Consider the following 19,706-nt stretch of genomic DNA (forward strand, 5'->3'; position numbering starts at 1 on the left):
TCCGTCGCTGGTCCACGGCTCGACGCCCCGGCCACCGCCGCCGTTCGCCGCGAACCACAGGCGCGCGCCGATGACGGCGAAGCGCGCTGGCGAGCCATTCTCCGCGCCCGGTGCGATGTCCTTCACGCGCACCGTGCCCGCCGCCGTGCCGTCGCTGCGCCATAGCTCCGCGCCCGACACGCCGTCGGTCGCGGCGAAGTAGAGCTTGCCGCCCATCACGGCGATCGCGCTCGACATGGAGCCGCTCGGGCCGGGGCGGATGTCCTTCACCAGCACTGTGCCCTTCGCGGTGCCGTCAGTCTTCCACAGCTCGATGCCGTGCACGCCGTCGTCGGCCGAGAAGTACAGCGTGCGGCCCAGCACTGCCAGGTGCGTCGGCCGCGAGGGCGCGGCGCCGGGGCGCAGGTCTTTCACCAGCTGCGTGCCATGTTCGGTGCCGTCGCTCTTCCACAGTTCGGCGCCGTGCTCGCCGTCGTGCGCGGTGAAGTAAATGTCATTGCCCACGGCCGTGAGGTTCTGGATGCCCGCGTCCTCGATGCCCGGGCGGATGTCCTTCACCAGGCGCGTGTGCTCGGGCGAGCCGTCGGTCACCCAGAGCTCGTGGCCGTGCGTGCGCGTGGTCGCCGTGAAGAACAGGCGCGGCCCGGCGACGGTGAGCTGGCGGGTGAGGGCGCGCGGCCCGGCATCGACGGCGGACACGCGCGTGGTGCCCTTCGCATCGCCCGTGGTCTTCCACACCTGGAAGCCGGTCTGGCCGTCGTCGGCCACGAAGTAGAGCGCGTCGCGGAACACGGTCAGCTCGTTGGGCATCGCGCCTTCCTCGCCGGGGCGCAGGTCGATCACCTGCGTCGTGCCGGCGGCGGTGCCGTCGGTGCGCCAGAGCTCGAGCCCGCTCGCGCCGTCGGTGGCCGTGGTGTAGACGTGGCCCTTGAACGCGACCTGACCGGCAGGGAACGACCCCCGGAAGCCCGGCCGGATGTCTTTCAACAGGGTGGTGCCGGCGTTGCTGCCGTCGGTGACCCACAGCTCCTGGCCGGTCGTGACGTGAAAGGCGCTGAACACCATCTTGCCGCTGACCAGCGGCGCGAGGCCGGAGGGCGCGATGAAGGCCAGCCGCTGGCGCTGCTCGGGCAGCACCTCGCGCTCGGGGTCTTGTGCAGCGGCGGGCAGGGCAGTGAGCAGGGCGAGCGCGGTGAGGAAAACGGCGCGCATCGGCTCAGCCCCCGAACCACCGCGCCGGCACGATCACCAGCTGCGGGAACGCCACCATCACGAACAGGATCGCGAACTCGGCCAGCATGAACGGCACCACGCCGCGCGTGACGTCGTCCATCGAGATCTTGCCGACGCCGGCCACCACGTTGAGCACCGTGCCCACTGGCGGCGTGACGAGGCCGATCGAGTTGTTGATGATGAACAGCACGCCGAAGTACACGGGATCGATGCCGGCCGCCTTCACCACGGGCATGAGCACCGGCGTGAGGATGAGGATGGTCGGCGTCATGTCCATCGCCGTACCCACCACCATCACGAGCACCATGATCGCGATCATGAGCAGCATCTGGTTGCCCATGAACGGCTGCAGCATGCCCACGATCTTCGAGGGCAGGTCGGCCACCGTGATGAGCCAGGCGCTCACCATCGCCGCGGCGATCAGGAACATCACGATGGCGCTGGTCTTGGCCGCGCTCACGAAGATGGCGTACAGGTCCTTCCAGGTGATCTCTCGGTACACCACCGTCGACACGAACAGCGCGTACACGGCGGCCACCACCGCGGCCTCGGTGGGCGTGAACACGCCCATGCGCAGGCCCACGAGGATGATCACCGGCAGCATCAGCGCCCACAGCGCGTTGCGGAAGGCAGCGGCAATTTCGGCCGACGACTTGCGCGGCGGCGGCACGATCTTTTCGCGCCGCACCAGCCAGGCCCAGGTGATCCACAGCGCGCCGCCGATCAGCAGCCCCGGCACGATGGCCGCGAGAAACAGCTTGGAGATCGACACGTTGGCCGCCACGCCGAAGATCACCAGGCCGATGCTCGGCGGAATCACGGGGCCGATCACGCCGGTGGCCGCAATGAGGCCGGCCGCGCGCGGCTTGTCGTGGCCCGCGCGCACCATCATCGGCAGCAGCAGTGCGGTGAGGGCGGCGGCGTCGGCCACGGCCGAGCCCGAGAGCGCCGACAGCAGGCAGCCGGCCATGATGGTCACGTAGCCCAGGCCGCCCTTCACGTGGCCCACGAGCGCGAGTGCGAAGTCGACGATGCGCTTGGACAGCCCGCCCACGTTCATGATCTCGCCCGCGAGCATGAAGAAGGGCACGGCCAGAAGAGGAAAGCTGTCGGCGCCGCCGATCACGTTCTGCGTGAGGATCTGCGCGTCGAACAGGTCGAGGTGCCACATCAGCGCCACGCCGCTGGCCAGCAGCGAGAAGGCGATGGGAATGCCCATCGCCATGGCAAGCAACAGCGAGCCGACGAAAACAGCGATGGTCATGGCCGTGCCCCCGGTTCCTTGGCGTCTTGCGAACCCAGGATCTGCTGCAGCTGCACCGCTTCTTCCGACTCCTGCACCATCACCAGCTCATGGTCGGCGATGCGGCCCGTGAGCAGGCGCAGCAGGTCGAGCGCCAGGATGAGCCCGGCCAGCACCGAGAACACGATGCCCGCCGCATAGACGATGGCCATCGAGGCGCCGGTGACGGGCGCCGTCACGTCCCAGTTGATGCGCGCCTGTGCGATGCTGCCCTGCAGCAACAGCCAGACGATGTAGAGCATCACCGCATGGCCGACGGCCAGGCAGATCTTCTTGCCGATGGGGGGCAGCTTCTGCACCACCATGTCCACACCCAGGTGGCCGTGCTCCTTCAGTGCCACCACGGCGCCCAGGAAGGTCATCCAGATGAAGAGCCAGCGCGAGATTTCCTCGGACACCGTGATGCCCGAGTTGAAGCCGTAGCGCAGCACCACGTTGCCGAACACGAGCACGACCATGACCGCGAGCGCGGCCGCGATCAGCGCCTCGATGCCGGTGCAGCACCGGTCGAGCCAGCGGGTCATGCGGAGGCCTGTGCTTGCGCTTGCGCCTGGCGCTGCATGTCGACCAGCGCGCGCAACGCCGCCAGGTACGACAGCGGGCCCAGGCCCTGGACCGTGCCCTTCACCGCCGGCGAGATGATCGAATGCGCGCGCCATGCCTCGCGCGCGGCGATGTTGGACATGTGGACCTCGATGGTCGGGAACGGCATGGCCTTGATCGCGTCGTGCAGCGGCACGCCGTGCTGCGTGAGGCCGGCGGGGTTCACCAGCGCGCCCTGCGCATCGTCGATGTGGGTGTGCAGGAAGTCGATCAGGTCGCCTTCGTGGTTCGACTGGATGGTGTCCAGCGTCACGCCGAGTTCGCCGGCGAGGGCCTGCAGCTGCGCGTTGATCTCGGCGAGCGTGGTCTTGCCGTAGATGTGCGGTTCGCGGCGACCGAACAGGTTGAGGTTGGGGCCGTGGAGAACGAGGATCTTCATGGGGAGCTTCGGTGAGGGACGGGCTGGCTTGCTGACTTACTTGCGGATGCGCACGAGCTCGTCGTTGTAGAGCTTGACGATGGTGGGGTCGTACTGGGCGGCGAACTTGTCGACGACGGGCTTGGCGATGTCGCGCATGCGCTTTTGCTCGGTGGCGCTGAGTTCGTTGAACTGCGCGCCTTTGGCCTGCAGGTCGCCCACGGCCTTCTGTGCTGCAGCGCGGCTCACTTGCCGCTGGTAGCCGCGTGCCTCGTTGGCCGCGTCGTTCATCATCTTCTGCTCGGCGGGCGTGAGCGAGTCCCAGAACTTCTTGCTCACCAGCACGATGTTGGCGGCGTAGACATGGTTCGTCGCGCTGACGAACTTCTGCACTTCGTAGAACTTGTTCGACAGGATCACCGCATAGGGGTTCTCCTGGCCATCGACCGCCTTGGCTTCGAGGGCACCGTACAGCTCGGCAAAGGGCATCGGCACCGGGTTGGCCTTGAAGGCCTTGAAGGTTTCGAGGAACACGGGGTTGGGGATCACGCGGATCTTCAGACCTTCGAGGTCTTCAGGCTTGGCGATGGGTCGCTTGCTGTTGGTGACGTTGCGAAACCCCAGGTCCCAGTAGCCGAGCGCGACAAGGCCCTTCTCGGGGAGCTTGGCGATGAGCGCCTGACCCAACGGGCCGTCGAGCAGCGCATCGGCCTGCGCGAAGTTGTTCACCGAGAAGGGGAAGTCGACGAGGCCGAACTCCTTGACGATGCCGGCCAGCGACGTGGTGGCCGGTGCCGACATCTGCTGCACACCGCCCTGCAGGGCCGACTGCTGCTGCATCTCGTTGCCCAGCTGGGAGGCGGGGAACTCCTGGACCTTCATCTTGCCGCCGCTCTTGGCCGACAGCAGCTCGGCGAAGCGCTTGACGCCGAAGCTCACGGGGTGGTCGGCGTTGTTCAGGTGGCCGAAGCGGATCACCCGCTCCTGCTGCGCCCACGACGGGGCGGTGAGGCCGGCGCACAGGCCGGCCACGGCAAGCATACGAAGAAGTTTCACGAAGGGTCCTCGGGCGGGAAGGAAGAAAGGGGGAAGGAAAAAATGCCGGACGGAGGCGATCGTATTTTTGTTGGAAAGAATTTCCATAATGGAAATCCCTTCCCCGAGTTCTGCTACGCTGGCGGACCCTGAGTGGCGGGCCGCATCGCCCGCGTTGACGAGACGACATCTGGAGGACGAAATGAGCGGAATACTGGAACGCAGCTTCAAGGTGCTGGAACATCTGGCGGAGCATCCCGAGGGGTGCGCGCTGTCGGCGTTGGCCAGCGAATTGCAGATTCCATTGAGTGCATCGCACCGATTGCTCGCGGAGCTCATCCGCTGCGGCTACGTGCGGCAGGAGGCGCGCGACGGCCACTACGTGCTGACCATCAAGCTGGTCTCGATCAGCCTGTCGTTCCTCAGCCGCTCGGGCATCGTCGACATCGCGCAGCCGCTGCTCGACCAGCTGGCCTCGACCTCGGGCGAGCTTGTGCGCCTGGCGGTGGTCGACGGCGAAGACCTGACCTTTGTCGCGAAGGCCCAAGGCGCCACGCACGGCCTTCGCTATGACCCCGACATGGGCCTGTCGGTGGCGCTCTCGTGCAGCGCGGCGGGGCATGCGTGGTTGTCGACCATGGGCGAGGACGACGCGATGGCGCTCGTCGCCAAGAAGGGGCTGGGCAAGCCCGAGGACTACGGCCCCAAGGCCCCCACGTCGCTCAAGGCCGTGATGGCTTTCGTGAAGGCGGCGCGTCAGCGCGGCTTCAGCATGATCAACGAGGTGTTCGCCCCCGCGATGACCGCCATGGCCGCGCCCGTGTTCGGCGCCGACGGCACGGCGATCGGGGTCGTCACCATCGCGGGCCCGTCGGTGCGGCTCACGCCGCAGCGGATGGAGGCGCTGGGACCTGCGCTGTGCCAGGCCGCCGAGGAGGTGGCGCGCGCCAGCGGAGCCTCGGCGTTGTTCAAGAAGAGGGCGTAGGCCCTGCCGTTTGCACCATCCCCAACAAAGAGAAGGAGACATCACCATGAAGACGAAGCATTCGAAGCGCACCCTGCTGCTGGCCGCCATGGCGGCGGCCCTCGCGTTCGCCGCCCCAGGTGCGTTCGCGCAGCTCAAGGAGCGCACCATCAAGTTCGCGTTCCAGAACCAGGCCGGCCATCCGCAGGCGCAGGGCGCGCAGAAGTTCGCCGACCTCGTGGCCGCGAAGTCGGGCGGCAAGATCACCGTGAAGCTGTTCCCCGGCGGAACGCTGGGCGGCGACCTGCAGACCGTGTCGGCGCTGCAGGGCGGCACGGTGGAGATGACCGTGCTCAACGCCGGCATCCTGTCGGCGCAGGTGAAGGAGTTCGCGGCCTACGACTTCCCGTTCCTCTTCAACAGCGGCAAGGAAGCCGACGTCGTCACCGACGGCCCCTTCGGCCAGAAGCTGATGGCCAAGCTGGAGGACAAGGCGCTGCACGGCTTGGGCTACTGGGACCTGGGCTTTCGCAACCTGACGAACAGCAAGCGTCCGATCGTCAAGGCCGACGACATCGCGGGCCTGAAGATCCGCGTGATCCAGTCGCCAATCTACATCGACATGTTCAGCGCGCTGGGCGCCAACGCCACGCCGCTGCCGTTCCCCGAGCTGTACCCCGCGCTCGACCAGAAGGCGGTCGACGGCCAGGAGAACCCGAACACGACCATCCTGTCGTCCAAGTTCGCGGAAGTGCAGAAGTACATCACCCAGACCCGCCACATCTACAACCCGCAGGCGCTGCTGATCAGCCGCAAGACCTGGGACGGCATGAGTGCCGACGAAAAGAAGATCGTCAACGAGGCCGCCGCGGAGGCGACCACGTTCCAGCGCCAGGCCTCGCGCGGCGCCGCCGACAGCGCGCTCGATGCGCTCAAGAAGGCCGGCATGACGGTTTCGGAGCTGCCGCCCGAAGAGATGGCGAAGCTGCGCGCCAAGGTGAAGCCGGTGATCGACAAGTACACGGCCTCGGTCGGCGAGGCCACCGTCAAGGAACTGATGGCGGAGATCGAGAAGGCGCGCAAGTAGCAGGCGAGCGCGCCCTTGATCCGGGGCGCCTTGCCTTCATCGTCCCCGGTTCCCGGTCAGAGCTCGCGGTAGTCCCGGATGCGCGCGCGTGCGAGCCGCTGCGCCGCTGCAATGGCCGCCGGATCGGCCGCGGCCGCATCGGGCAGCCAGTGGAAGGCGTCCGGGCCGTGGCACAGCAGCAGGCCGTCCTTGAAGCGGCGGGCCTTGGTGTAGGCCTCCCAGCCGTGGCGCACCTCGCTGTGGCGGCCCCGTGCGTGGGAGCCGCTCTCCGACAGCGAGAAGTCGATCTCGTCGTTGTAGAAGGGGCTCTGCCTGAAGCGATGGAGGGCCAGCCGGGCGATGGCCGGCGCGCTCAGCAGCAGCGCGATGCCGACCGCGAAAACGCCCGCCAGGACGGGAAACCCTTCGTAGGCGCACACGGCCAGGGCCAGGGCGAACAGCAGCGCCAACGGCCACTTGAACCGGACCCACCAGACCTGCTGCAGGTTGCGCAGGAAGCCGGTGAGCACGTGCGCCTGCGAGAACTGGAAGCGGTAGCTGATCTGCATCTTTGAATTCCGAGACGGGCCGTGCGGGAGGGCGCGCGGGGCGGGATTCTGACCGCTTTTGCGGGCGCCGGTGTGCCCCGGCGATGTTCCAAGTTGGGGCCTCGCCACGCCGCGCGCCCCAAACAACGCACCTTGTTAGGGCTTTGCGCCTCAATCTGGTTCTCCGATCCGGCAAAATGCAGGATTCGCATAAGGTTATGCACCGTTTTGGAAAACAGAGGATTGATTGGAATGAAGCACGCATCCGTCGGGGGGTTCCTCGCACACGTCGCACAACGCAACCCCGGACAGCCCGAGTACCTGCAGGCCGTGACCGAAGTGATGGAGAGCCTGTGGCCCTACATCGAGAAGCACCCCAAGTACACGAGCCACAGCCTGCTGGAGCGGCTGGTGGAGCCCGAGCGCGTGATCATGTTCCGCGTGTCCTGGGTGGACGACCACGGCGAGGTGCAGGTCAACCGCGGTTTCCGCATCCAGCACAGCCTGGCCATCGGCCCCTACAAGGGCGGCATGCGCTTCCACCCCTCGGTGAACCTGTCGATCCTCAAATTCCTGGCCTTCGAGCAGACCTTCAAGAACGCGCTGACCACGCTGCCCATGGGCGGCGGCAAGGGCGGCGCCGACTTCGACCCCAAGGGCAAGAGCCAGGGCGAGGTGATGCGCTTCTGCCAGGCCCTCGTGACCGAGCTGTTCCGCCACGTGGGCTCCGACACCGACGTGCCGGCCGGCGACGTGGGCGTGGGCGGGCGCGAGGTCGGCTTCATGGCCGGCATGGTCAAGAAGCTCACCAACCGCGCCGACTGCGTGTTCACCGGCAAGGGCCTGAGCTTCGGCGGCTCGCTGATCCGCCCGGAGGCCACCGGCTACGGCAACGTCTACTTCGCGCAGGAAATGCTCAAGCGCAAGGGCCGCAGCTTCGACGGCCTGCGCGTGAGCGTCTCGGGCGCGGGCAACGTGGCGCAGTACACCATCGAGAAGGCCATGGCGCTGGGCGCCAAGGTGGTCACCGTGTCCGACTCGAGCGGCACCGTGGTCGACGAGGACGGCTTCACGCCCGAGAAGCTGGCCGTGCTGATGGACGTGAAGAACCACCTCTATGGCCGCGTGAGCGACTACGCCGAGCGCACCGGCACCCGCTTCGTGGCCGGCGCCACGCCGTGGCACGTGCCGGTCGACGTGGCGCTGCCCAGCGCCACGCAGAACGAGCTCAACGAGGAAGACGCGCGCACGCTGGTGAAGAACGGCGTGGTGTGCGTGGCCGAAGGCGCCAACATGCCCTCGACCATGGAGGCCGTGAAGGTGCTCGAAGGCCACGGCGTGCTGTACGCACCGGGCAAGGCCAGCAACGCCGGCGGCGTGGCCACGTCGGGCCTGGAGATGAGCCAGAACGCGGCCCGTCTGTCATGGACGCGCGACGAGGTCGATGCGCGCCTGCTGCAGATCATGCAGGGCATCCACGAGTCGTGCCTGCACTACGGTTCGCGCGCCGACGGCAGCGTGAGCTACGTGGATGGCGCGAACATCGCCGGCTTCGTGCGCGTGGCCGATGCGATGCTGGCGCAGGGCGTGGTCTGAGCGTTGCCCGAGCGAACGTGGCGCCTCAGAGTTCGATGAACGAAGAGGTCGCCTTGTTCAGGGCCAAGCGGCCCTTCGCGGTGATCGATTCCACCTGGGCCAGCTGACGGATCGCGCGCTCGTCGGGCGCGTGCTCCGACGGCGGAATGAAGGCAGTCACGAGATCGGCGGCACGCAGCACGCGCAGCCTGTCGATGTCTGCGGGCGTGTGGAGGACGTATGGCAATTTCTGCTCGGCGAGGGTCCGAAGAAATTCCATGGACATGGGTCGTCTCCTTGTGTTGAGGGGAGGGCGGTTCGGACATTGTGCGCACAAACAATTAGCGCTGTCTAAACCCTGCGCGGCGCATGCCTTTCGAGGCGTGTACCGAAGTTTCCAGTTCTTTCTGCGGGCGCGAGGGACGTGCCACTTTGTTTCTGGTCGTAGCCATGCTTTCGGCCAGCGTGGCGGGGTCCATGCATTCGCCGGCGGCCCAGGTCTGGCGCAAGGTGGTGCGCAGGTCGGTCAGGTCGCGCCGCTGCGCGCGCAGGCCGGCCATGAGCTGGTCGATTTCGCGCACGCGGCCGTCGAGACGTTCGAGCAGGTCGTCCCCCGAAAAGACCTCGCAGCCTGCGAAGGCGCTGCGCAGGCTGTCCAGCGAGAAGCCGAGGTTCTGCGCGATCTGGATCAGCTGCAGCCGCTTGAGCGCGGCCTCGGTGTAGACGCGGTACCCATTGGCGCCGCGCTCGGGCGCGGGCAGCAGGCCGCTTTGCTCGTAGAAGCGGATGGCCGAGGGCGCCATGCCGGTCTTGTCTGCCAGTTCACCGATTTTCATATCGCTTGACCTTCAAGTTGGCTTGAATCTTAGCATCGGGTTTTTTCCACTCCACCACCCGGTCCTCATCGTGAACTCCTCGCCGCTTTTCCTGCCGCTGACCCTGCCCAACGGGAGCGTCCTGCCCAACCGCCTGGCCAAGGCCGCCATGGAGGAAAACATGGCCGACGCCGGGCAGTTGCCGGGCGCGGCACTGCACGACCTCTACCGTGTCTGGGCGCAGGGCGGGGCGGGCCTGATCCTCACGGGCAACGTGATGATCGACGGCCGCGCGCTCACCGGCCCGGGCGGTGTCGTGCTCGAAGCCGATACGCCGCTCGACCGCTTCACCGAATGGGCCGCGGCCGCACGCAGCGGCGGCGCGCAGGTGTGGATGCAGATCAACCATCCGGGCCGCCAGGTGCAGAGCAACATGGGCGGCACGGCCTGGGCGCCGTCGTCGGTGGCGCTCGACCTGGGCAAGCACAGCAAGCTTTTCGTGCAACCCAAGGCGATGAGCGAGGCGGAGATCGCCGAGACCGTCGACCGCTTCGCCGCCACGGCGCAGGCCGCCGAGCGCGCGGGCTTCACCGGCGTGCAGGTGCATGCGGCGCACGGCTATCTGCTCTCGCAGTTTTTGTCGCCGCTGACCAACCAGCGCACCGATGCCTGGGGCGGCAGCCTGGAGAACCGCGCGCGCTTCCTGCTCGACGTGGTGCGTGCCGTGCGGGCCCGCGTGGCGCGCGGCTTCGCCGTGGCCGTCAAGCTCAACTCCGCCGACTTTCAGCGCGGCGGCTTCTCTGAGAACGATGCGAAGCAGGTCATCCGCTGGCTCAATGACGAGGCCGTGGACCTGGTCGAACTGTCCGGTGGCAGCTACGAGAGCCCGGCGATGCAGGGCCGCACCGCCGACGGGCGCACGCTGGCGCGCGAGGCCTACTTCCTGGAGTTCGCCCGGGAGCTGGCCGCCGAGGCGCGCATGCCGGTCATGACCACGGGCGGCATCGTGCGCCGCGCCGTCGCCGAACGGGTGCTGGGAGAAGGCGTCGCCGTGGTGGGCATGGCCACCGCGCTCGCCGTGGCGCCCGACCTGCCCGCACGCTGGCGCGCGGGCGAAGACGCGGCGGCGCAGAGCCCGCAGGTCGACTGGAAGGACCAGGTCATGGCCGCGCTGGCGCGCATGGCGCTGGTGAAGCGCCGGCTGCGCACGCTGCGTCCGGGCCGCAACAGCGCGCCCGCGCACTCGCCGTTCCTGACCCTGGTGCTCGACCAGCTGCGCACGAAGCGGCTGACGAAGCGCTACCGACGCTGGTTGGGAGCGCGCACGGCGTGAGCCGCCGCTATCGATTGGCCGGTTGAATCGGCCAGGCGGTGGTGTCGGGCCGCAGCAGGTGCCAGACCACGGGCGCGATGCCTTCGAAGGTGGCGCGGTAGCGATCGGACAGCCGGTTCTCGTCGGTCACGTCGCGGATCACGATGCCGTCGATGCGCTGCGGATGCGCACGGAACACCTGCGCGTAGATCTCGGGGTCGGCCTCGCCCGAATCGCCCACGAGCAGGAAGCGGCGTTGCGGAAATTCGGCCAGCAACCGCTCGATCACGCCGAGTTTGTGCGCGCGCGAGTCTTCGGCGCTGGGGATCAGCGTGCGCCACGTCGTGCTTTCGCGCAGGTGCATGCTGCCGGCGGGAAAGTCGGCGTCGCGAATGAAATCGGTGAGCGCGGGGTACAGCTGGATCGGGCTGCCCGAGAGGTAGTGAAAGCGCGTGCCGGGCGCCTGCGCCAGCGCGCGGTAGTGCGCCGCCATGCCCGGCGCGGCCTCGAAGCGGCGCGCGAAGGTGTTCAGCAGCATCTCGCGCCGGTCGCGCACCTGCGTGCGCTTGATGGTGTCGTCGATGTCCGAGATGACCGACACGCCCTGCGCCGGCACGATCTGCGCACGGCCGCGAAAGCGCGGCAGCAGCTCGCCCGGACCGGTCACGCCATGGAAGGGCAGCCACTCCTGCGACGCCGGGATGTGCGAGGCCTCGACGACCGCGCGCAGGTTGCTGCGGCCGTCGGCGCCCGTGGGCGGCATCGTGAGGCGCGTGGCCGAGCCGTCGAAGACGACGTCGATCACCTTGTCTTCTTCCGACTCGGCATGGAACAGCGCGGTGCGCTGGCTGAAGCGCAGCCGCGCGGCCGGCGTGAGCTTCTTCAGGTTCATGCCGAGGTAGCGCGCGAGCGCGGCGTCCAGGCCCCAGCGGTGCTCGCGCTCGAACACCCAGGCATGCACGTCGACCTCGAGCCGGCCGTCGGCCGTGGGGCGCGCGGTGCCGGGCATGAACAGCGCCTCTTCGTCCGATTCCAGCGGCCCGGCAGCATGCAGGGCCTGCAGCGGCGCGAGGCCGGCGAAGAGGGCGGCGCCGGCCAGCATGGTGCGCCGCGACAGCCGCGGCGGGAGACCGGGCGTGCGGTGCGGCGCCGTCATGCCGCGATGCGTTCGTAGGTCACGAAGCTGAAGGGCAGGCCGTCCTTGGCCGAGACGTGCGACTCGCGCTGCGTCTCGCGCCACACGGCGGCGTCGAGCACGGGGGCGTGCGCGTCGCCTTCGTAGTCGCGAGCGATCTCGGTGACCACGGCGCGTTGGGCCAGCGGCTCGGCTTCGGCGTAGATCTGTGCGCCGCCGATCACCCAGACTTCGGGCGCGTCCGACGGCGTGCACAGCGACAGCGCATCGGGCAGGCTGCCGACCGCTTGCGCGCCTTCGGCCTGCCAATCGGCTTGCCTGGTGACCACGATGTTCCGGCGGCCCGGCAGCGGGCGAAAGCGCGGCGGCAGCGAGTCCCAGGTCTTGCGGCCCATCACCACGGGCGCGCCCGCGGTCTGCTGCTTGAAGTGCGCCATGTCCTCGGGCAGGTGCCAGGGAATGGTGTTGTTCACGCCGATCACGCCGTTGGCGGCGCGCGCGAAGATCAGGTTGATGCGGGGCGTGGTGGCACTCATGGCACTCACACCGCCACCGGCGCCTTGATCGGATCGCCGTGCTTGTAGTCCAGCACTTCGAAGTCTTCGTACTGGTAGTCGAAGATCGAGTCGGGCTTGCGCTTGATGTTCAGCGTGGGGTAGGGGAAGGGCGTGCGGCTGAGCTGCAGCTTCACCTGCTCGGCGTGGTTGCTGTAGATGTGGCAGTCGCCGCCGGTCCAGATGAAGTCGCCCACGTCGAGGTCGCACTGCTGCGCCACCATGTGCGTGAGGAGCGCGTAGCTGGCGATGTTGAAGGGCACGCCCAGGAAGATGTCGCCGCTGCGCTGGTAGAGCTGGCAGCTGAGCTTGCCGCGCTCGCCCTCGGCCTGCGGCGGCGCCACGTAGAACTGGAAGAAGGCGTGGCAGGGCATGAGCGCCATCTTCGACAGCTCGGCCACGTTCCAGGCGCTCACGATGATGCGGCGCGAGTCGGGGTTGCTCTTCAGCGTCTTGATGACGTCGGAAATCTGGTCGATGTGGCCGCCGTCGGGCGTGGGCCAGCTGCGCCACTGCACGCCGTACACCGGGCCCAGGTCGCCGTCTTCGCGCGCCCATTCGTCCCAGATGGTGACGCCGCGTTCCTTGAGCCAGTTGTTGTTGCTGGAGCCGGTCAGGAACCACAGCAGTTCCTGGATGATGGACTTCAGGTGCACCTTCTTCGTGGTCACCAGCGGAAAGCCCTCGTTCAGGTCGAAGCGCATCTGGTGGCCGAACACGCTCTTGGTGCCCGTGCCCGTGCGGTCGCTCTTGAACACGCCGTGCGTGTCGACGTGGCGCATGAAATCTTCGTACTGGGAGCGGACGGGGCGGGCAGGGAGGGTCATGTTGGGAATTTTACGGGGCGGCGCTAGCATCGGCCGATGACCGGCCATGACCACTCCCACGACCATTCCCACGACCACAGCGAACTCGGCGAGATGGACCTGCGCGTGCGCGCCCTCGAAAGCGTGCTCACGCAAAAAGGCTACATCGACCCCGCCGCGCTCGATGCGCTGATCGACACCTACCAGACCCGCATCGGCCCGCGCAACGGCGCACGGGTGGTGGCGCGGGCCTGGGTCGACCAGACGTTCCATGAATGGCTGATGGCCGACGCCACGGCGGCCATCGCCTCGCTGGGCTACACCGGCCGACAAGGCGAGCACATGGTCGCGGTGGCCAACACCGACGACCAGCACCACATGGTCGTCTGCACCCTGTGCAGCTGCTACCCCTGGCCCGTGCTCGGCCTGCCGCCCACCTGGTACAAGAGCGCGCCCTACCGCTCGCGTGCCGTGAAAGACCCGCGCGGCGTGCTGGCCGATTTCGGCACGACCTTGCCCGAGACCACGCGCATCCGCGTCTGGGACTCGACCGCCGAGGTGCGCTACCTCGTGATCCCGCAGCGCCCGGCCGGCACCGAGGGCTGGAGCGAAGACGAACTCGCCGCGCTGGTCTCGCGCGATTCGATGATCGGCACGCGCGTGGTCGAGGCGCCGTCGGCAAGGAGCGCCGCATGACCTACACGACCCACGCCGACCTCGGCGGACAACCCGGCTTCGGCCCCGTCACGCCCGAGCCCGAAGGCGAGCTGTTCCACGGCGCCTGGGAGCCGCGCGCACTGGCGCTCACGCTGGCCATGGGCGCCACCGGCTCCTGGAACATCGACACCAGCCGCGCCGCGCGCGAGACGCTGCCCGATTACCGCGACCTGAGCTACTACCAGATCTGGCTGGGCGCGCTGGAGCAGCTGATGCTGCAACGCGGACAGGTCTTCGCGGACGAGATCGCGTCCGGGCAGATGCACCATCCGGCCACGCCGGTCGCCCGCGTGCTGCAGGCCGCGAACGTGCCCGCCGTGCTCGCCAGGGGCTCCGGCACCGAGCGCCCCGCATCGGCGCCCGCGCGCTTTGCGGTCGGGCAGGCCGTGCGCATGCACCTCGGGCGCGTCGACCACCACACGCGCCTGCCGGGCTACGTGCAGGGCAAGCGCGGCACGATCGAACACATCCACGGCGCGCACGTGTTCGCCGATGCGAATGCGCAGGGCCTGGGCGAGCAGCCGCAATGGCTCTACACCGTGGTCTTCGACGAAGCCGAGCTGTGGGGCGACGCCGCGCCGCGCCAGAACCTGGCCGTGTCGGTCGATGCGTGGGAAAGCTACCTGGAGCCCGCGGCATGAAGGCGAACGACATGCCGCCGCTCGCACTCGCCCCGGGCATGCCGCGCGACGCCGACGGGCCGGTGTTCAGGGAACCGTGGGAGGCTCAGGCCTTCGCGATGACGCTGGCGTTGCACGAGCGCGGATTGTTCAGCTGGGTCGAATGGGCCGAGGCGCTGGCCACCCAGATCAGCGCTGCGCAAGCCGCAGGCGACCCCGACACGGGCGACACCTACTACCGCCACTGGCTCGCCGCGCTCGAAAACCTCGTGGCCCGCAAGGGCGCGAGTTCCGGCGAGGAACTGGCCCGTTACCGCCACGCCTGGGACCACGCGGCGGAGCGCACGCCGCACGGCCAGCCGATCGAGCTGCGCGGCGAGGATTTTTCTGGCTAGACCCGGATCACGCGCCCCGGGTTCAGGATGTTCTTCGGATCGAGCCCGCGCTTGATCGCCCGCATCATCTCCAGCGCCACCGGCGACTTGTGCTTCTCGAGCTTGTCGACCTTGAGCGAGCCCACGCCATGCTCGGCCGAGAACGAGCCGCCGAACTGCTCGACCGCGTCGTAGACGAGCGTGTTGATGCGCTCTTCCTCGTTCTTCAAAAACGCCTTGGTGTCGATATTCTCGGGCGCCTGCACGTTGTAGTGCAGGTTGCCGTCGCCCAGGTGGCCGAAGTTCACCAGCCGCACGCCAGCGATCTCGCGTTTCAGCAGTGCGTCGGTGGCTTCCACGAAGGCCGGGATGCGCGACACGGGGATCGAGATGTCGTGCTTGATGTTCAGCCCCTCTTCGGCCTGTGCGAGCGGAATGCTCTCGCGGATGTGCCAGAGCTGGTGCGCCTGCGTGAGGTTCTCGGCCACCACCGCGTCGGTCACGCAGCCGTCTTCGAAGGCGGTTTCGAGCAGCGCCTCGAAGCGCGCGCGGGCGTGGTCCTCGGACTCGCTGTCGGAGTTCTCGAGCAGCACGCAGTAGGGCACGGCCTCGTCGGCGATGAAGGGCACGCGCAGCTGCGGCATGTGCTTGTCGACCAGGCTCAGCGCGAACTTGCCCATCACCTCGAAGCCCGTGAGGCCCGAGCCCAGGTGCTTGTGCGCCAGGCCCAGCAGCGTGACGGCGTGGTCGAGCGAGGGCACGGCGGCCCAGGCCGTGAGCTGTGCGGCGGGCAGCGGGTACAGCTTCATGGTCGCGGCGGTGATGACGCCCAGCGTGCCTTCGCTGCCGACGATCAGGTCGCGCAGGTCGTAGCCCGTGTTGTCCTTGCGCAGGCCGCTCGTGCCTTCCCAGATCTCGCCCTGCGGCGTGACCACTTCCAGGCCCAGGCACAGGTCGCGCGTGTTGCCGTAGCGCACGACCTGCGTGCCGCCCGCGTTGGTCGCGAGGTTGCCGCCGATGGTGCAGCTGCCCTCGGCCGCCAGGCTCAGGGGGAACAGGTAGCCGGCTTTCTCGGCTGCATCCTGCAGGGTCTGCAGGATGCAGCCGGCCTCGACGGTCATCGTGAGGTTGGCGGCGTCGATGTTGCGGATCGCGTTCAGTCGCTGCAGGCTCAGCACCACCTGCGTGCCGCTGTCGTCGGGAATGGAGCCGACCGCCAGGCCGGTGTTGCCGCCCTGCGGAATGACGGCCGTGCCGGCCGCGGCGCAGGCCTTGACCACGTCGGCCACCTGTTGCGCATTGGCCGGGCGCACCACGGCGAGCGACTTGCCGCGCGCGCGCTTGCGCCAGTCCTGCTCGTAGGCCGCGAGGTCGCCCTCGGTCAGCACGTGCGTGGCGCCGACGATGGCGCGCAGTTGGTCGATGAGGGAAGAAGAAGTGGTCATTGGGCGGAAGCCTCCAGGGGACGGGCAGCGGCAGCAGCGGCCTTGGCGTGACGCAGGCGAAGGCGCACATGCCACGCGCAGGCCGCGAAGAGCACGAGGCACAGCAGCACCTCGACGAGCGCGAGGACCTGCCCCACGCCGTTGGTGTCGCTCCAGGCGCGCACCACGCCCTCGGTGAAATAGAGCCAGATCATCAGGCTGACCCAGCGGTAGGTGTACATCCGGTTCTTGTAGAGCCCCGCGAGCGGAATGACCAGCGGCAGCACCTTGAGCGCCAGCAGCGAGCCGCCCGGGCGCAGCGGCGCCAGCCACAGTTCCCAGGCCAGGCCCAGCACGATCAGGCCGACGAGGCTGCCCACGGCGGCCCATCGGGTGGCGCGGACGGAAGAGGGCGGGAGTGGGGTGTCGGACACGGTGGCGGCGAAAGAAGAAGAGGGGGCGCACCGGGGGGCCGGGCGCCTCTGGAAAGAGCGGATGGCATGATACCGGGCATGAATCGTCGGCAGCTTTGGAGGGATCTTTCGCGCTTTCCTTGGCGCAACACCGCAGCAGTGCTGGGCGAGCGTTTCCGCGAAGACCGCCTCGGCCTCACGGCCAGCAGCCTGACCTTCACCACCACCATCGCCATGGTGCCGTTCTTCACGGTGGCGCTTGCCCTCTTCACCGTGTTCCCGATGTTCGCCACCATGCAGGGCCGCCTGCAGCGCTGGCTGATCGAGAGCCTGATTCCCGACAACATCGCGCGCCAGGTGCTGGGCTACCTGAACCAGTTCGCGAGCAAGGCCAGCGGGCTGGGCATCGCGGGCCTGGTGGTGCTGCTGATCACCGCCATCGCGCTGATCCTCACCATCGACAAGACGCTCAACAACATCTGGCGCGTGCGCACGCCGCGGCCGTTGGCGCAGCGGGTGCTGATCTACTGGGCCACCATCACGCTCGGGCCGCTGATTCTTGCGGTGAGCCTGTCGACCACCTCGTACGTGTTCGCCGCGTCGCGTGACGTGGTGGGCGGAGGCATCGTCAAGCTGGCTTTCGACACCCTGGAATTCCTGCTGCTCGCGGCCGGCATGGCCGGGCTGTACCACTACGTGCCGAACACCACGGTGCGCTGGTCGCACGCCTGGGCCGGCGGCCTCTTCGTGGCGGCCGCCATCGAGATCGCCAAGCGCGTGTTGGGCTACTACCTGAGCCTGGTGCCGACCTACTCGGTGCTGTACGGCGCCTTCGCCACCTTCCCGATCCTGCTGGTGTGGATCTACGTGGCCTGGGTGATCGTGCTGCTGGGCGCCGTCATCGCGGCCTACCTGCCGAGTTTGCTGACGGGCGTGGCGCGTCGGGGCGGCGCGGCGGGCTGGCCGATGCAGCTCGCGATGGAAGTGCTGCAGCACCTGGCGCGCGCGCAGGCCACGTCGGCCAAGGGCATGGGCGCGAGCGAACTGCTGACGCGCATGCGGGTCGACGGGCTGCAACTGGCGCCGGTGCTCGAGACGCTGGTGCGGCTCGACTGGATCGCGCCGCTGGCCGAGGAGCCCGCCAACCAGGACCCGCGCTACGTGCTGCTGGCCGACCCGTCGACGCCCATCGAGCCGCTGCTGCGCGAGCTGCTCATGCCGCGCGCCGAGCCGCTGGAAGACCTGTGGCAGAAGGGCCCGCTGCGTACGCTGCGGCTGGGTGACGTGCTATTGATCTAGGAGCGCCCTGGCGTTAGGGGCGTCAGATCTTGACCCGGCCTGCCCAGATGTCGCGGTACATCGTCCAGTCGCCCATGAAGGAGTACAGCGGGCGCTTGAACGAGGCGGGCTTGTTCTTCTCGAAGCCGAAGTGCCCGACCCAGGCGAAGCCGTAGCCTGCCACCAGCCCGGCCAGCAGCCACCACGGATTGAGCGTGACCACCAGGGCCACGAGGCACAGCAGCGAGATCGTCGAGCCCGCGAAATGCAGCCGCCGGCAGGTGACGTTGGCGTGCTCGGTCAGATAGAAGGGATAGAACTCGGCAAAGCTGGTGAAGCGGCGCGGATCGACCGTGGCCGGCGTGTCCGGTGCGGCAGGGGTGGAGGTGTTCATCATGGGTCTCCTGCGCCCCGCAGGGGCTTTGTTGATAATAGCCACGACCCCGCGGCCGCACCACCCGGGTTCGCCATCCCACCTTCGCCGTATCCACCTTGAGCGCTGTTCCCGTCGTCCCCGTCGATTCTTCCGCCGATGCCAACGCGCTGTGGGTCGTCTGCCTGTGCGCCGAATGGTGCGGCACCTGCCGCGACTACCGGCCGCTGCTGGTCGATCTGGCAAAGGCGCACCCGCAGTTCCGCTTCGCCTGGGTCGACATCGAGGACCACGCCGAGATCGCCGACGCCTTCGACGTCGAGACCTTCCCGACCCTGCTGGTGGCGGGCGCCGACGGCACGCGCTTTCTCGGCCCGCTGCTGCCGCACATCGAAACGCTGTCGCGCCTGCTCGGCGCGCTGCAGCCACCGCAGCCTTCCAGCCTCGACGTCGACCTGCTGCTGGCCGTGCTCGAGAAAAAGCCCGCGGCCTTCGCGGTCTGACCGCTTCGGAGCTTCCTTCCCATGAACATCCTGATCTTTGGCGCCACCGGCATGGTGGGGCAGGGCGTGCTGCGCGAGTGCCTGTTGGCGCCCGACGTGGAACGCGTGGTCGCCGTGGGACGCAGCGCCACCGGGCAGCAGCATCCCAAGCTGCAGGACCTGGTGCACAAAGACATGTACGACTACCGCGCCATCGAGTCGCAGCTGACGGGCTTCGATGCCTGCTTCTTCTGCCTGGGCGTGTCGTCGGTCGGCATGAAGGAGCCGGAGTACAAGCGCATCACCTACGACCTGACGATCGCAGCCGCCACCGTGCTGGCGCGGCTCAACCCGGGCATGACCTTCACCTACGTGACGGGCGCGGGCACCGACAGCAGCGAGCGCGGCGAACGCATGTGGGCGCGTGTGAAGGGCGCGACCGAGAACGCGCTGATGCGCCTGCCGTTTCGCGCGTCCTACATGTTCCGGCCCGGCATGATCCAGCCGCTGCACGGCGTGCGCTCGAAGACGCCGCTGTACGACGCCGCGATCGTGGTGCTCAAACCCGTGCTCGGGCTGGCCCACCGCTGGTGGCCCGACCGCGTGACCACCACCGAGAAGGTGGGCCGAGCGATGCTCGCGGTGGCACGCCGGGGCGCACGCAAGGTGCTGCTCGATCCGGCGGACATCAACGCCCTGGGCAGCTGAACAGCAGCTG

Annotated in this window: 24 protein-coding genes; 10 read left to right on the plus strand and 14 right to left on the minus strand. The window is 68.3% G+C overall.

Annotated elements, in window-relative coordinates; all coding sequences use genetic code 11:
• The 5 genes from VBO01S_RS16695 to VBO01S_RS16715 form a co-directional block, all read right to left on the minus strand.
• A partial coding sequence (locus tag VBO01S_RS16695; RefSeq protein WP_062476561.1) for an ELWxxDGT repeat protein occupies positions 1-1,212 on the minus strand: 1,212 nt, incomplete at its 3' end.
• A gap of 4 nt (positions 1,213-1,216) precedes the next feature.
• Positions 1,217-2,497 carry a TRAP transporter large permease gene (locus VBO01S_RS16700; RefSeq protein ID WP_062476564.1) on the minus strand — a complete coding sequence of 427 codons (1,281 nt, stop codon included), beginning with the start codon at positions 2,495-2,497 and terminating at the stop codon, positions 1,217-1,219.
• Positions 2,494-3,060 carry a TRAP transporter small permease gene (locus VBO01S_RS16705; protein WP_062476567.1) on the minus strand — a complete coding sequence of 189 codons (567 nt, stop codon included), beginning with the start codon at positions 3,058-3,060 and terminating at the stop codon, positions 2,494-2,496. Before VBO01S_RS16705 ends, VBO01S_RS16700 begins: the two co-directional genes overlap by 4 nt.
• On the minus strand, positions 3,057-3,518 hold the full coding sequence (locus tag VBO01S_RS16710) for a type II 3-dehydroquinate dehydratase (protein WP_062476570.1): 462 nt from the start codon (positions 3,516-3,518) through the stop codon (positions 3,057-3,059). The genes VBO01S_RS16705 and VBO01S_RS16710 overlap by 4 nt, the downstream gene beginning before the upstream one ends.
• Positions 3,519-3,554: 36 nt before the next feature.
• The gene (locus VBO01S_RS16715; protein ID WP_062476574.1) at positions 3,555-4,538 is read right to left on the minus strand and encodes a TRAP transporter substrate-binding protein; all 984 of its coding nucleotides are present in this window, start codon (positions 4,536-4,538) and stop codon (positions 3,555-3,557) included.
• A 196-nt stretch (positions 4,539-4,734) separates the two neighbouring features.
• Here VBO01S_RS16715 and VBO01S_RS16720 point away from each other — a divergent pair, with 196 nt between their 5' ends.
• Positions 4,735-5,517 carry an IclR family transcriptional regulator gene (locus tag VBO01S_RS16720; protein WP_062476577.1) on the plus strand — a complete coding sequence of 261 codons (783 nt, stop codon included), beginning with the start codon at positions 4,735-4,737 and terminating at the stop codon, positions 5,515-5,517.
• 46 nt (positions 5,518-5,563) lie between these two features.
• Positions 5,564-6,583, plus strand: a complete 1,020-nt coding sequence (locus tag VBO01S_RS16725; RefSeq protein ID WP_062476580.1) for a TRAP transporter substrate-binding protein — start codon at positions 5,564-5,566, stop codon at positions 6,581-6,583.
• 56 nt (positions 6,584-6,639) lie between these two features.
• Here the strand turns inward: VBO01S_RS16725 and VBO01S_RS16730 are convergent, their stop codons facing one another.
• Positions 6,640-7,131: a hypothetical protein gene (locus VBO01S_RS16730; protein ID WP_062476583.1), complete on the minus strand. Its 492-nt coding sequence runs from the start codon at positions 7,129-7,131 to the stop codon at positions 6,640-6,642.
• Positions 7,132-7,362: 231 nt separating this feature from the next.
• Between VBO01S_RS16730 and gdhA the strand changes: the two genes are divergently transcribed.
• The gene (gene gdhA, locus VBO01S_RS16735; RefSeq protein WP_062476586.1) at positions 7,363-8,706 is read left to right on the plus strand and encodes an NADP-specific glutamate dehydrogenase; all 1,344 of its coding nucleotides are present in this window, start codon (positions 7,363-7,365) and stop codon (positions 8,704-8,706) included.
• A 25-nt stretch (positions 8,707-8,731) separates the two neighbouring features.
• Here gdhA and VBO01S_RS16740 read toward each other — a convergent pair whose 3' ends face one another.
• Together VBO01S_RS16740 and VBO01S_RS16745 are read right to left on the minus strand one after the other, a co-directional pair.
• A complete protein-coding gene (locus VBO01S_RS16740; protein WP_062476589.1) occupies positions 8,732-8,971 on the minus strand; it encodes a hypothetical protein in 240 nt (79 codons plus the stop codon).
• A 55-nt stretch (positions 8,972-9,026) separates the two neighbouring features.
• On the minus strand, positions 9,027-9,521 hold the full coding sequence (locus VBO01S_RS16745) for a MerR family transcriptional regulator (RefSeq protein WP_082818170.1): 495 nt from the start codon (positions 9,519-9,521) through the stop codon (positions 9,027-9,029).
• Positions 9,522-9,591: 70 nt separating this feature from the next.
• Here VBO01S_RS16745 and VBO01S_RS16750 point away from each other — a divergent pair, with 70 nt between their 5' ends.
• Complete coding sequence (locus VBO01S_RS16750; RefSeq protein ID WP_062476593.1) at positions 9,592-10,833, plus strand: NADH:flavin oxidoreductase/NADH oxidase family protein; 1,242 nt, start codon at positions 9,592-9,594, stop codon at positions 10,831-10,833.
• A gap of 7 nt (positions 10,834-10,840) precedes the next feature.
• On the opposite strand, the gene VBO01S_RS16755 is transcribed toward VBO01S_RS16750, so the two are convergent.
• From VBO01S_RS16755 to VBO01S_RS16765, 3 genes are read right to left on the minus strand one after another with little or no spacing between them, the layout of a single operon-like run.
• Positions 10,841-11,968: a phosphatidate phosphatase App1 family protein gene (locus VBO01S_RS16755; protein ID WP_062476596.1), complete on the minus strand. Its 1,128-nt coding sequence runs from the start codon at positions 11,966-11,968 to the stop codon at positions 10,841-10,843.
• Positions 11,965-12,483 carry a dihydrofolate reductase gene (locus VBO01S_RS16760; protein WP_062476600.1) on the minus strand — a complete coding sequence of 173 codons (519 nt, stop codon included), beginning with the start codon at positions 12,481-12,483 and terminating at the stop codon, positions 11,965-11,967. The genes VBO01S_RS16755 and VBO01S_RS16760 overlap by 4 nt, the downstream gene beginning before the upstream one ends.
• A 5-nt stretch (positions 12,484-12,488) precedes the next feature.
• Complete coding sequence (locus tag VBO01S_RS16765; protein ID WP_062476602.1) at positions 12,489-13,328, minus strand: thymidylate synthase; 840 nt, start codon at positions 13,326-13,328, stop codon at positions 12,489-12,491.
• 36 nt (positions 13,329-13,364) lie between these two features.
• On the opposite strand from VBO01S_RS16765, the gene nthA reads away from it, so the two are divergent.
• Genes nthA through VBO01S_RS16780 form a run of 3 tightly spaced genes read left to right on the plus strand, consistent with a single transcriptional unit; the run spans position 13,365 to position 15,039 of the window.
• Positions 13,365-14,003, plus strand: a complete 639-nt coding sequence (nthA, locus tag VBO01S_RS16770) for a nitrile hydratase subunit alpha (protein WP_062476606.1) — start codon at positions 13,365-13,367, stop codon at positions 14,001-14,003.
• Positions 14,000-14,665 (plus strand): nitrile hydratase subunit beta, encoded by a 666-nt coding sequence (gene nthB / locus VBO01S_RS16775; RefSeq protein WP_062476610.1) that lies wholly within the window; start codon positions 14,000-14,002, stop codon positions 14,663-14,665. Before nthA ends, nthB begins: the two co-directional genes overlap by 4 nt.
• Positions 14,662-15,039, plus strand: a complete 378-nt coding sequence (locus VBO01S_RS16780) for a nitrile hydratase accessory protein (RefSeq protein WP_062476613.1) — start codon at positions 14,662-14,664, stop codon at positions 15,037-15,039. Before nthB ends, VBO01S_RS16780 begins: the two co-directional genes overlap by 4 nt.
• On the opposite strand, the gene VBO01S_RS16785 is transcribed toward VBO01S_RS16780, so the two are convergent.
• Positions 15,036-16,463 (minus strand): FAD-binding oxidoreductase, encoded by a 1,428-nt coding sequence (locus VBO01S_RS16785; protein WP_062476615.1) that lies wholly within the window; start codon positions 16,461-16,463, stop codon positions 15,036-15,038. The genes VBO01S_RS16780 and VBO01S_RS16785 overlap by 4 nt on opposite strands.
• Positions 16,460-16,876, minus strand: coding sequence for a DUF2069 domain-containing protein (locus VBO01S_RS16790; protein WP_062476618.1), 417 nt, complete (start codon positions 16,874-16,876; stop codon positions 16,460-16,462). Before VBO01S_RS16790 ends, VBO01S_RS16785 begins: the two co-directional genes overlap by 4 nt.
• 66 nt (positions 16,877-16,942) lie before the next feature.
• Between VBO01S_RS16790 and VBO01S_RS16795 the strand changes: the two genes are divergently transcribed.
• A complete protein-coding gene (locus VBO01S_RS16795; RefSeq protein WP_062476621.1) occupies positions 16,943-18,154 on the plus strand; it encodes a YihY family inner membrane protein in 1,212 nt (403 codons plus the stop codon).
• 22 nt (positions 18,155-18,176) lie between these two features.
• On the opposite strand, the gene VBO01S_RS16800 is transcribed toward VBO01S_RS16795, so the two are convergent.
• Positions 18,177-18,527, minus strand: a complete 351-nt coding sequence (locus VBO01S_RS16800; protein ID WP_062476696.1) for an Mpo1-like protein — start codon at positions 18,525-18,527, stop codon at positions 18,177-18,179.
• A gap of 98 nt (positions 18,528-18,625) precedes the next feature.
• Here VBO01S_RS16800 and VBO01S_RS16805 point away from each other — a divergent pair, with 98 nt between their 5' ends.
• The gene (locus VBO01S_RS16805; protein ID WP_062476624.1) at positions 18,626-19,009 is read left to right on the plus strand and encodes a thioredoxin family protein; all 384 of its coding nucleotides are present in this window, start codon (positions 18,626-18,628) and stop codon (positions 19,007-19,009) included.
• A 21-nt stretch (positions 19,010-19,030) separates the two neighbouring features.
• Entirely contained in the window at positions 19,031-19,696 is a 666-nt protein-coding gene (locus VBO01S_RS16810) for an NAD-dependent epimerase/dehydratase family protein (protein ID WP_062476626.1), read from the plus strand.
• Positions 19,697-19,706: the final 10 nt, after the last annotated feature.

This window comes from Variovorax boronicumulans NBRC 103145, assembly GCF_001591345.1.
GTDB classification, from domain to species: domain Bacteria; phylum Pseudomonadota; class Gammaproteobacteria; order Burkholderiales; family Burkholderiaceae_C; genus Variovorax; species Variovorax boronicumulans.

Excerpts from the sequence above, each read along its gene's own strand:
- nthB (WP_062476610.1), top strand. The coding sequence starts at position 14,000 with ATGACCTACACGACCCACGCCGACCTCGGCGGACAACCCGGCTTCGGC.
- VBO01S_RS16800 (WP_062476696.1), bottom strand. The coding sequence starts at position 18,527 with ATGAACACCTCCACCCCTGCCGCACCGGACACGCCGGCCACGGTCGAT.
- VBO01S_RS16725 (WP_062476580.1), top strand. The coding sequence starts at position 5,564 with ATGAAGACGAAGCATTCGAAGCGCACCCTGCTGCTGGCCGCCATGGCG.
- VBO01S_RS16780 (WP_062476613.1), top strand. The coding sequence starts at position 14,662 with ATGAAGGCGAACGACATGCCGCCGCTCGCACTCGCCCCGGGCATGCCG.
- VBO01S_RS16740 (WP_062476589.1), bottom strand. The coding sequence starts at position 8,971 with ATGTCCATGGAATTTCTTCGGACCCTCGCCGAGCAGAAATTGCCATAC.
- VBO01S_RS16755 (WP_062476596.1), bottom strand. The coding sequence starts at position 11,968 with ATGACGGCGCCGCACCGCACGCCCGGTCTCCCGCCGCGGCTGTCGCGG.
- VBO01S_RS16765 (WP_062476602.1), bottom strand. The coding sequence starts at position 13,328 with ATGACCCTCCCTGCCCGCCCCGTCCGCTCCCAGTACGAAGATTTCATG.
- VBO01S_RS16795 (WP_062476621.1), top strand. The coding sequence starts at position 16,943 with ATGATACCGGGCATGAATCGTCGGCAGCTTTGGAGGGATCTTTCGCGC.
- nthA (WP_062476606.1), top strand. The coding sequence starts at position 13,365 with ATGACCGGCCATGACCACTCCCACGACCATTCCCACGACCACAGCGAA.
- VBO01S_RS16730 (WP_062476583.1), bottom strand. The coding sequence starts at position 7,131 with ATGCAGATCAGCTACCGCTTCCAGTTCTCGCAGGCGCACGTGCTCACC.
- VBO01S_RS16760 (WP_062476600.1), bottom strand. The coding sequence starts at position 12,483 with ATGAGTGCCACCACGCCCCGCATCAACCTGATCTTCGCGCGCGCCGCC.
- VBO01S_RS16700 (WP_062476564.1), bottom strand. The coding sequence starts at position 2,497 with ATGACCATCGCTGTTTTCGTCGGCTCGCTGTTGCTTGCCATGGCGATG.
- VBO01S_RS16720 (WP_062476577.1), top strand. The coding sequence starts at position 4,735 with ATGAGCGGAATACTGGAACGCAGCTTCAAGGTGCTGGAACATCTGGCG.
- VBO01S_RS16715 (WP_062476574.1), bottom strand. The coding sequence starts at position 4,538 with ATGCTTGCCGTGGCCGGCCTGTGCGCCGGCCTCACCGCCCCGTCGTGG.
- gdhA (WP_062476586.1), top strand. The coding sequence starts at position 7,363 with ATGAAGCACGCATCCGTCGGGGGGTTCCTCGCACACGTCGCACAACGC.
- VBO01S_RS16710 (WP_062476570.1), bottom strand. The coding sequence starts at position 3,518 with ATGAAGATCCTCGTTCTCCACGGCCCCAACCTCAACCTGTTCGGTCGC.
- VBO01S_RS16810 (WP_062476626.1), top strand. The coding sequence starts at position 19,031 with ATGAACATCCTGATCTTTGGCGCCACCGGCATGGTGGGGCAGGGCGTG.
- VBO01S_RS16745 (WP_082818170.1), bottom strand. The coding sequence starts at position 9,521 with ATGAAAATCGGTGAACTGGCAGACAAGACCGGCATGGCGCCCTCGGCC.
- VBO01S_RS16785 (WP_062476615.1), bottom strand. The coding sequence starts at position 16,463 with ATGACCACTTCTTCTTCCCTCATCGACCAACTGCGCGCCATCGTCGGC.
- VBO01S_RS16705 (WP_062476567.1), bottom strand. The coding sequence starts at position 3,060 with ATGACCCGCTGGCTCGACCGGTGCTGCACCGGCATCGAGGCGCTGATC.